We start from the raw sequence: 8,822 nt of genomic DNA on the forward strand, positions 1-8,822 counted from the left end.
GCTGGCCGCCCGCAGAAAGCTGCCGGTGGTGTTGTTCGCCGAAGGCGGCGGTGGCCGACCGGGCGACACCGATGTCGCCACCGTGGCCGGCCTCGACGTGCCGACCTTCCGCACGCTGGGCACGCTCAGCGGGCAGGTGCCGCTGGTATCGATCGTGTCCGGGCGTTGTTTCGCCGGCAACGCGGCGCTGGCCGGCACCTGTGACGTCATCATCGCGACTCCCGACGCCAACATCGGTATGGGTGGTCCGGCGATGATCGAAGGCGGTGGGCTCGGCCAATACCGCCCGGAGGATATCGGGCCGATCGACGTGCAGCGGCGCAACGGGGTCGTCGGATTGGCCGCCCGCGACGAGGAGCATGCGGTGTCGCTTGCAAAGCAGTACCTGTCTTATTTCCACGGCAGGCTGTCGGACTGGAAGGCCCCTGATCCGAGACGGGCACGGCATGTCGTGCCGGAGAACCGGTTGCGGGCCTACGACGTGCACCATGCGATCGACTCGGTCGCCGACGTCGGGTCCGTTTTGGAGCTGCGGGCCGACTACGGAGTCGGCGTGGTCACAGCGCTGGTCCGAGTCGAAGGTATGGCGTTCGGGTTGGTCGCCAACAGCAGTCATCATCTCGGCGGAGCCATCGACGCCGAGGCCGCGGACAAGATGGCCGACTTTTTGACTGTCTGCGAATCGGCTGGGCTGCCCATCATTTCGCTGTGCGATACGCCGGGCTTCATGGTCGGCCCGGATGCCGAAGTCGACGCCGCCGTCCGCCGGTTCAGTCGGCTGTTCATCGTCGGGGCACGGCTGACGGTGCCGTTCGGGATGGTCATCCTGCGCAAGGGTTACGGGCTGGGCGCGATGGCGATGGCCGGCGGCTCGTTTCACGCTCCGGAATTCACTGTTGCCTGGCCGACCGGGGAGATCGGCGGCATGGGTCTCGAGGGCGCCGTTCGGCTGGGGTTCAGCAAGGAATTGGCCGCCGTCGCCGACCCGGCCGAGCGGCAGAATCTGTTCGACAAACTCGTCGAGGCCGCGTATCAGCATGGCAAGGCACTGACGTCGGCCACCACCTTCGAACTCGATGACGTGATCGACCCGGCCGACACCCGGGGATGGATTGTCCGGTTGCTGTCCAAAGAAGAAGGGAATCGGTCGTGAAAGTTGCCGACAAAGTCGCTATCGTCACCGGCGGCGGTAACGGTATCGGGGCGGCGCTGGCCGCCAAGCTGGCGCACCAGGATGCCAGAGTTGTTGTCGCCGATATAAATTCACAGGCTGCCGACGCCGTGGCAAGCGGCATCAACGCCGACCGCGCCGGCACGGCCATCGCTTCCGGCGGCGATGTCTCCGATACCGAGCACATCAAGCAGTTGATCGCGCTGGCAGAAAACGAGTTCGGACCCGTCGACCTGTATTTCGCGAATGCGGGCATCACCGGCGTGTCCGGCTTGGACGTCACCGAGGATGAATGGGATCAGTCCATCGACATCAACCTGCGGGCCCACATCCGCGCCGCGCAACTGCTGGTGCCCGGATGGGTCGAACGCGGCGAAGGCTATTTCGTCAGCACCGCGTCGGCCGCCGGGCTGCTCACTCAGCTCGGGTCGGCGACCTACTCGGTGACCAAGCACGCCGCGGTCGGATTCGCGGAGTGGTTGAACATCACCTTCGGCGACCAGGGCGTGCGGGTCAGCTGTCTGTGCCCGATGGGAGTCAATACCAGCCTGTTGCATTCGCCGGGGGAGTCCGAGGATCCGTTGGCCCGCCTGGCCACCCGTGCGGTCACCAGCGCGGGCGACGTGATCGAGCCGGCTGACGTGGCAGAAGTCGTGTTGGCGGGCATCGAGGAGGAGCGCTTCCTGATCCTCCCGCATCCGGCGGTTCTCGAGATGTATCGGCATAAAGGCACCGACTACGACCGTTGGCTGCGGGGCATGCGCCGCTACCAGCACAGCCTGATGGAGGCACTGTGACCACACCAAACCTGAACGGCCGCACCGCGATCATCACCGGAGGTTCCCGGGGGATCGGGTTGGCCATCGCACAACGGCTGGCGCTCCAAGGGGCGAACATCGTGCTCACCTCCCGCAAGCAGGAGAGCGCGGACGAGGCAGCCGATCAGGTCGGCGGCAACGCCATCGGAGTAGCCGCCCACGCGGTGGATGAGGAGGCCGCACGGCACTGCGTCGATCTGACACTCGACCGGTTCGGCAGCATCGACATTCTGGTCAACAATGCGGGCACTAATCCGGCGTACGGTCCGCTGATCGACCAGGATCACGCCCGCTTCGCGAAGACTTTTGAAGTCAATCTCTGGGCGCCGCTGCTGTGGACCTCACTGGCGGCCAAGGCGTGGATGGTCGAGCACGGTGGCGCGATCGTTCACACCGCATCGATCGGCGGCATGCACCAGTCGCCGAACATGGGCATGTACAACGCCACGAAGGCCGCGCTGATCCACGTCACCAAGCAACTGGCACTGGAACTTTCACCGCGGGTGCGGGTGAATGCCATCTGTCCCGGCGTGGTTCGGACCAAGCTTGCCGAGGCGCTGTGGAAGGACAACGAACAGTTTGTCTCGCAGCGGACGGCGTTGGGACGCATCGGTGAGACCCCCGACGTGGCAGCTGCGGTCGCATTCCTGGTGTCGGACGAGGCGAGCTGGATCACCGGCGACACCTTGGTGATCGACGGCGGTCAGGTGCTCGGCAACGCGGGGGAATTCCGATGAGCGTCGACGAGCAGGCGGTTGCGCAGGATCTACACGCGCGGGTGCGGACGCTCCTGGCGGAGCACGATCCGGCGGGTGATCCAAGAGAATTCCTTGGAGCCCGTTTCGATGCGGGACTGGCCTGGGTGCACTTCCCCAGCGGCTCAGGTGGGCTCGATCTGCCACGTGGTTTTCAGTCGCTGGTCGAAGACGAGCTGGCCGCGGTGGGCGCGCCGGTGGGAGGGGGACCGCACAACGGCATCGGGATGGGCATGGCGGCGCCGACTATTGCCGCCTTCGGCACCGCGGAGCAGCAGCGAAAGTTCCTGCGGCCGTTGTTCACCGGAGAACACTTCTACTGTCAGTTATTCAGCGAGCCGGGTGCTGGATCTGACCTGGCCGGGGTCTCCACCCGCGCAGTGCGCGACGGCGACGACTGGATCGTCAACGGGCAGAAGGTGTGGACGTCGAGCGCGCAGAAAGCCCAGCGGGCGATCCTGGTCGCACGGACCGATCCCACGGTTCCCAAGCATCAGGGCCTGACCTACTTCGTGTGCGACATGACCGATCCCGGAGTCGACGTCCGGCCGCTGCGGCAGATCACCGGCGAAGCCGAGTTCAACGAAGTCTTTCTCACCGATGTCAGGGTGCCCGACGCCAACCGCCTCGGCGCGGAGGGCGGCGGCTGGAAGGTCGCGACCACCACGCTGAACAACGAACGCGTTGCCATCGGCTCAATGGCCGGCGGCACGCGTGAAAGCGGGATCATCGGCAAGGTCACCGACGCCTGGCGGGCCCAACCGCAGCTGCGCGACGCGGCGATGCACGACGAGCTGATGCGGCTGTGGGTGGACGCCGAAGTCATCCGGTTGACCGCCCTGCGGCTGCGCCAGCGGATGGCCGTCGGTCAGCCGGGACCCGAGGGCGCCGGGATGAAGGTGGCGTTTGCCCGTCTGGCGCAAGCGGTTTCGGGTTTTGAGATCGAGTTACATCCGGAAGAGGGATTCCAATACGACGACTGGACGATGCGTCAGCCGGAGGGGGTTGACTTCACCGGGCGTGAGCCCGGGTACCGCTACCTGCGGGCGAAAGGCAACTCGATCGAGGGCGGCACCTCGGAGATCCTGCGCAACACCATCGCCGAGCGCATCCTCGGTCTGCCGCCGGAACACCGGGTCGACAAAGACATCGCGTACAAGGACTTGGACAAAGGAACAGCCCGATGAGCGATCTCCTGTATTCCGACACCGAGGAGGCGTTGCGGGACAGTGTGCGTCGGCTGTTCGCCGACCGGTGCCCACCGGAAGCGGTAGCAGGCATCTACGATGGTGCGTCGCAAGACTTTTCCGGTGTCTGGCATACGCTGGCCGCCGAGCTCGGGATGGCCGGCCTGTTGGTCCCCGAGCAGCTTGGTGGCGCGGGTGCCAGTGCCCGTGAGGCAGCCGTTGTCATGGAAGAGATCGGGCGCGCCGTCGCGCCGGTGCCGTTTCTGTCCAGTGCCGTGCTGGCCACTGTCGCGCTGTTGCAGGCCGGGGACACCGACACCGTCAAGGGTTTGGCGGCGGGGTCGGTGACCGCGGCGCTGGCGGTGCCGCTGTCCACCGCGCCCAGCGACCCGATTGCCGGCGTCAGCGCCGCCGGTGACGGCCTGACCGGACGAATCACCAGCGTCGCCGGTGCGGGCGAGGCCGACGTGCTGGTGGTGCCGGTGACCGGTGCCGATGGACTGGAGCTGCACACCGTCGCACGCGACGCCGCGGGCGTCACCGTGTCGCCGATCCTGGCTCTGGATATGACGAGACCCCTGGCAAATGTCGACTTTTCCGGTGCCCCGTCATCACGTGTCGGTACCGCCGCCGATGGCGCAATCGCGGCGGCCCTGCAGACGGGTGCCGCGCTACTCGCGTCCGAACAATTGGGCGTCGCGCAGTGGTGTTTTGACACCACACTTGCTTATGCCAAGCAGCGCAAGCAATTCGGCCGAGCCATCGGTTCCTACCAGGCCATCAAGCATCGGCTCGCGGATCTGTGGGTCGAGCTCAATTCCGTTGCGGCGGCGGCCCGGTACGCCGCCGACACCTGCGCGCGACACGACGAGGACGCGTCGATCGCGGCGGCCGTCGCGCAGGCCTATTGCAGCGGCGCCGCCGTGCACGCCGCGGAGGAATGCGTCCAGTTGCACGGGGGCATCGGGATGACGTGGGAGTATCCGGCGCATCTCTACCTGAAGCGGGCCAAGACCGACCAGTTGGCGTTCGGCACCGCCTATCGCCACCGCGCCCGGCTGGCCGAACTGGTCGGCCTGCCACCGTCTCGAGGGGAGTAGGACATGGACAAGCGCATCCTTGGCGATCACCTCGAGGTCTCGGCAATCGGCTTGGGCTGCATGGGCATGAGCCGGGGCTTCGGACCTGCCGGGTCCAAAGCCGACATGATCGCGGTGATCCGCGCCGCGGTCGAGCGTGGAGTGACCTTCTTCGACACCGCGGAAGCTTACGGCGACAACGAAGAACTGGTCGGCGAAGCACTCGCGCCGCTGCGCGAACAGGTCGTCATCGCAACAAAATTCGGTTTCGCCTTCGGTGCCGACGGCAACGTCGCGGGACTGAACAGTCGACCCGAACACATCAAAGAGGTCGCCGACAATTCGTTGCGCCGGCTGGGCGTGGACACCATCGACCTGCTGTACCAACACCGCGTCGACCCCGAGGTTCCTATCGAGGACGTCGCGGGAACCGTCAAGGAACTGATCGACGGTGGGAAAGTGAAGCACTTCGGGATGTCGGAGGCGTCGGCGGCGACGATTCGCCGTGCCCACGCCGTGCAACCGGTGACGGCGGTGCAAAGCGAGTACTCCCTGTGGTGGCGCGAACCGGAGGGCCCGGAGACTGGGGTGCTCTCCACGCTGGCCGAACTCGGCATCGGTTTCGTGCCCTACAGCCCGCTGGGGAAAGGCTTTCTGACCGGAAGCATCGGCGAGAACACGCAATTCGACAAATCGGACATCCGCAACAGCATCCCGCGGTTCGGCGCCGACGTCCGCGAGGCCAACCGCGCCGTGGTCGATCTGCTCGAGCGGATCGCGGCTCGCAAAGGCGCGACGCCCGGCCAGATCGCGCTGGCCTGGCTGCTGGCTCAGCGACCCTGGATCGTCCCGATCCCCGGCACTCGGCGTCTGGACCGGCTGGAGGAGAACCTGGCAGCGGCCGACGTCGAGTTGAGCGACGACGACCTCCGTGAAATCGGTGACGCCGCAGCGGGTATCGAGGTCCAGGGCGCGCGTTATCCGGACTTCATGCAGCGGTTGATCGGGCGCTGACCCGGCGCGCCACGTCACCGTAGCGCTCGAAGCGCTCCCGATCGCCGACCGCGTTGTACAGCACCAGGCGCGTCGCCGTGCCCGCGTATTTGTCGGTCAACGCGTCACCCAGCGTGTCCCACGTCGACTCGGTGGCGAAGGCGGCGATGTGCTCGTCGGTGATTTGGGCTGCCATGCCGGCGAAGTCGCCGGCCTTCTGCTTCTCGCGAATCCGGGCGGTCGTGCCCTCGAACCCAGCCTCATCCCAGATGAACGCGTAGTTCGGTGTGCTCCCGTAGAAGCTCATGCTCGCGCGCACGGCCTCTCGTTCCTGGGCGCGTTCTTCATCGGTGTCGCCGACGATCGTCATCACCGGCACGATGATCGCGACGTCTGACGGCGAGCGACCGGCCTTCGCCGCGCCCTCGGCGATGTTGGGCAGCGCGTGCCGATTGATATAGCCCGGCTCGCCGAGCGGATGGATGTGCACCCCGTCGGCCACTTCGCCGGCCATTCGCAGCATCCACGGATTCACCGCGGCGATATCGACTTTGGGATCGGGCTGTTCGATCTGCCCCGGACTCCATTGCGGCGTAATGAAATCCAGGTCGTAGAACTCGCCGTGATGGTCGAGCTTTCCGGTTCGAAACGCGGAGAAGCAGGCTTTCACGGCGAGCAGGTAGTCACGCAACCGTGGACCGGGCCGCTCGAAGTCCACGCCATACCGCCGTACGACGTGAGTGCGCACCTGCGTGCCCAAGCCGAGCCGAAAATTTCCGCCGGTCGCTTCCTGCAACTCCCACGCCGTTGCCGCGGTGACGAAGGGACTCCGCGGAAAGGCCACCGCGACGCCCGTGGACAACTCGAGACCCGGCGCCGCCTGCGAGGCCACCGCGGCGTTGAGATACGCCGTGCGACCGGTCTCGGTGAACAGCAGACCCGAGAAGCCGGCGGATTGGGCTCGGCGGGCCAGGTCGCCGATCCGGCCCAACGGCTGCGGAATCGTCATCGCATCGACATGCATGGCGGATCAGTATGCCGTGGGCAACAACGTCGGTAGGCGTCAACCGCGCGATGCCGTGCGGAATCTCTCGCGATAGGCCTTCGGCGAGACGCCGAGGTGGTCGACGAATACGCGACGGAGGCTTTCGGGGCTGCCGAACCCTGCCATGCGCGCAGTGTCGGCGACACTGCGGCCAGCGTCGAGCGCGGCACGGGCGGCATCGATGCGCACCATTTCGACGTAGCGGGCCGGTGTCGTGCCAAGTTCCGACTGAAAAAGTCGAGTCAGCTGCCGAGCACTCAACGAGGCCCGCATGGCAAGAGCCTTTACGCTGTGATCTGCCGCGGGAGTGGCCGAGATCGCATCAGTGACCTTGCGCAAGGCTGACCGCGGCGGTAGTGCGGTCTCGACCAGCACCGAGAATTGCGATTGTCCACCCGCTCGCTTGAGATAGACGACCAACCATCGGGCCACGGAGCGGACCAGCTCGATGCCATGATCCATTTCGTCTAGCGCCAGCGCCACGTCGATGCCCGACGACACCCCGGCCGAGGTGAAGACATCGCCGTCGCGGACGAAGATCGCATCCGGCTCGACGGTGACGTTTGGGAAGGCCCGCGCAAACAACTTGACGTCATGCCAGTGCGTGGTGGCGCGCCGGCCGTTGAGGAGGCCGGCTTGGGCCAGGACGAACGACCCCGTGCAGATCGAGGCCACCCGCCGGGTGCGGCCCGCGATTGACTTGACCGCGTCGACGAGCTCGGGATCGATTGCCCGCCTGGGTAAGTCATCGCTGCCGGCCACCATGACGGTATCGGCGGACTCGATTGACGCAATGGCATCGGTGACGCCCAACCGCGTCCCGATCGAGGTGGTGACGTCGCGACCATCCACCGACGCGATTGCGAGCCGATAGTCCGCGCCGAAGCGGTTGGCTTCTGCGAACACCTCACCCGCTCCCGCGACGTCCAACATGGTCACGCCGTCGAAGACGACGATAACCACGACCCGCGACGGCGCGCCGGCTTCAGCCACGGGCTCATTGTGTCGCAATTTGTGGGAAAAGCGGCTGGAACGACTCCGGTGGGATAGCGGCATAGCGCCGCAAACTGAGGCTACGAAAAGGAAGGAACGATCATGACCGTTGAGTCCATCGAAACCGTTGCCGGCATCCGCGTGCCCGATAGCGCGCTGGCACGGGAAGTCACCGAGTTCATCCGCGATGTCGAAGACGACCTGCTGTTCAACCATTCCCGGCGGGTGTTCTTCTTCGGAGCCCTGCAGGGCTTGCGCCGCGGACTGCAACCGGACCTGGAGTTGCTCTATGTCGGAGCGATGTTCCACGACCTCGGGCTGACCGAGCGCTACCGCACCTCCACCATCCGCTTCGAGGTCGACGGCGCCGACGCGGCACGCGACTTCTTGACGCGGCATGGCGTTGACACAGCCGACGCCGAGAAGGTCTGGCTCGGTATCGCCCTGCACACCACGCCTGGGGTGCCGGAGTTCATGGCACCGGAAACCGCGTTGATACAAGCGGGTGTCGAAGTCGACGTGCTGGGCCTCGGCCGCAGCGACCTCGCTCCGGAAGTCCAGGCCGCGGTAACCGCCGCCCACCCGCGTCACGATTTCAAGAACCGCATCCTGGCGGCCTTCACCGACGGCATGAAGCACCGCCCGCAAACCACCTTCGGCACCATGAACGCCGACGTGCTCGAGCGCTTCGACCCCACCTTCGCGCGCGACAACATGGTCGAGCACATCCTCAACGGCAGCTGGCCGGAATAGCGGAACGGAGTAGGCACATGGAGATCTA

Annotated in this window: 9 protein-coding genes; 7 read left to right on the plus strand and 2 right to left on the minus strand. The window is 66.1% G+C overall.

The genetic code is table 11. The features are described 5' to 3' along the window. From VN856_RS01265 to VN856_RS01290, 6 genes are all read left to right on the plus strand, one after another. On the plus strand, nucleotides 1-1,153 hold a 1,153-nt coding region (locus tag VN856_RS01265; RefSeq protein ID WP_325685359.1), incomplete at its 5' end, for an acyl-CoA carboxylase subunit beta. Then, nucleotides 1,150-1,968 carry an SDR family oxidoreductase gene (locus tag VN856_RS01270; RefSeq protein WP_325685361.1) on the plus strand — a complete coding sequence of 273 codons (819 nt, stop codon included), beginning with the start codon at nucleotides 1,150-1,152 and terminating at the stop codon, nucleotides 1,966-1,968. The genes VN856_RS01265 and VN856_RS01270, both read left to right, overlap by 4 nt. Beyond that, complete coding sequence (locus VN856_RS01275) at nucleotides 1,965-2,726, plus strand: SDR family oxidoreductase (protein WP_325685363.1); 762 nt, start codon at nucleotides 1,965-1,967, stop codon at nucleotides 2,724-2,726. The genes VN856_RS01270 and VN856_RS01275 overlap by 4 nt, the downstream gene beginning before the upstream one ends. After that, nucleotides 2,723-3,931 (plus strand): acyl-CoA dehydrogenase family protein, encoded by a 1,209-nt coding sequence (locus tag VN856_RS01280; protein WP_325685365.1) that lies wholly within the window; start codon nucleotides 2,723-2,725, stop codon nucleotides 3,929-3,931. The genes VN856_RS01275 and VN856_RS01280 overlap by 4 nt, the downstream gene beginning before the upstream one ends. Beyond that, nucleotides 3,928-5,031, plus strand: coding sequence for an acyl-CoA dehydrogenase family protein (locus tag VN856_RS01285; RefSeq protein ID WP_325685367.1), 1,104 nt, complete (start codon nucleotides 3,928-3,930; stop codon nucleotides 5,029-5,031). The genes VN856_RS01280 and VN856_RS01285 overlap by 4 nt, the downstream gene beginning before the upstream one ends. Before the next feature lie 3 nt (nucleotides 5,032-5,034). Continuing rightward, nucleotides 5,035-6,024: an aldo/keto reductase gene (locus tag VN856_RS01290; RefSeq protein ID WP_325685369.1), complete on the plus strand. Its 990-nt coding sequence runs from the start codon at nucleotides 5,035-5,037 to the stop codon at nucleotides 6,022-6,024. Here the strand turns inward: VN856_RS01290 and VN856_RS01295 are convergent. Together VN856_RS01295 and VN856_RS01300 are read right to left on the minus strand one after the other, a co-directional pair. Beyond that, nucleotides 5,999-7,027: a TIGR03617 family F420-dependent LLM class oxidoreductase gene (locus VN856_RS01295; RefSeq protein WP_325685371.1), complete on the minus strand. Its 1,029-nt coding sequence runs from the start codon at nucleotides 7,025-7,027 to the stop codon at nucleotides 5,999-6,001. The two genes, VN856_RS01290 and VN856_RS01295, sit on opposite strands and share 26 nt — an antisense overlap. A 39-nt stretch (nucleotides 7,028-7,066) precedes the next feature. Continuing rightward, nucleotides 7,067-8,041 (minus strand): GlxA family transcriptional regulator, encoded by a 975-nt coding sequence (locus tag VN856_RS01300; protein ID WP_325685373.1) that lies wholly within the window; start codon nucleotides 8,039-8,041, stop codon nucleotides 7,067-7,069. Between the two features lie 102 nt (nucleotides 8,042-8,143). On the opposite strand from VN856_RS01300, the gene VN856_RS01305 reads away from it, so the two are divergent. Next, nucleotides 8,144-8,794, plus strand: coding sequence for an HD domain-containing protein (locus VN856_RS01305; RefSeq protein WP_325685375.1), 651 nt, complete (start codon nucleotides 8,144-8,146; stop codon nucleotides 8,792-8,794). Nucleotides 8,795-8,822: the final 28 nt, after the last annotated feature.

Source organism: Mycobacterium sp. (assembly GCF_035603715.1).
Taxonomy (GTDB): Bacteria; Actinomycetota; Actinomycetes; order Mycobacteriales; family Mycobacteriaceae; genus Mycobacterium.

Bases quoted from the DNA above. Each gene is read 5' to 3' on its own strand.
- VN856_RS01280 (WP_325685365.1), top strand. From the start codon at position 2,723: ATGAGCGTCGACGAGCAGGCGGTTGCGCAGGATCTACACGCGCGGGTG.
- VN856_RS01285 (WP_325685367.1), top strand. From the start codon at position 3,928: ATGAGCGATCTCCTGTATTCCGACACCGAGGAGGCGTTGCGGGACAGT.
- VN856_RS01290 (WP_325685369.1), top strand. From the start codon at position 5,035: ATGGACAAGCGCATCCTTGGCGATCACCTCGAGGTCTCGGCAATCGGC.
- VN856_RS01295 (WP_325685371.1), bottom strand. From the start codon at position 7,027: ATGCATGTCGATGCGATGACGATTCCGCAGCCGTTGGGCCGGATCGGC.
- VN856_RS01305 (WP_325685375.1), top strand. From the start codon at position 8,144: ATGACCGTTGAGTCCATCGAAACCGTTGCCGGCATCCGCGTGCCCGAT.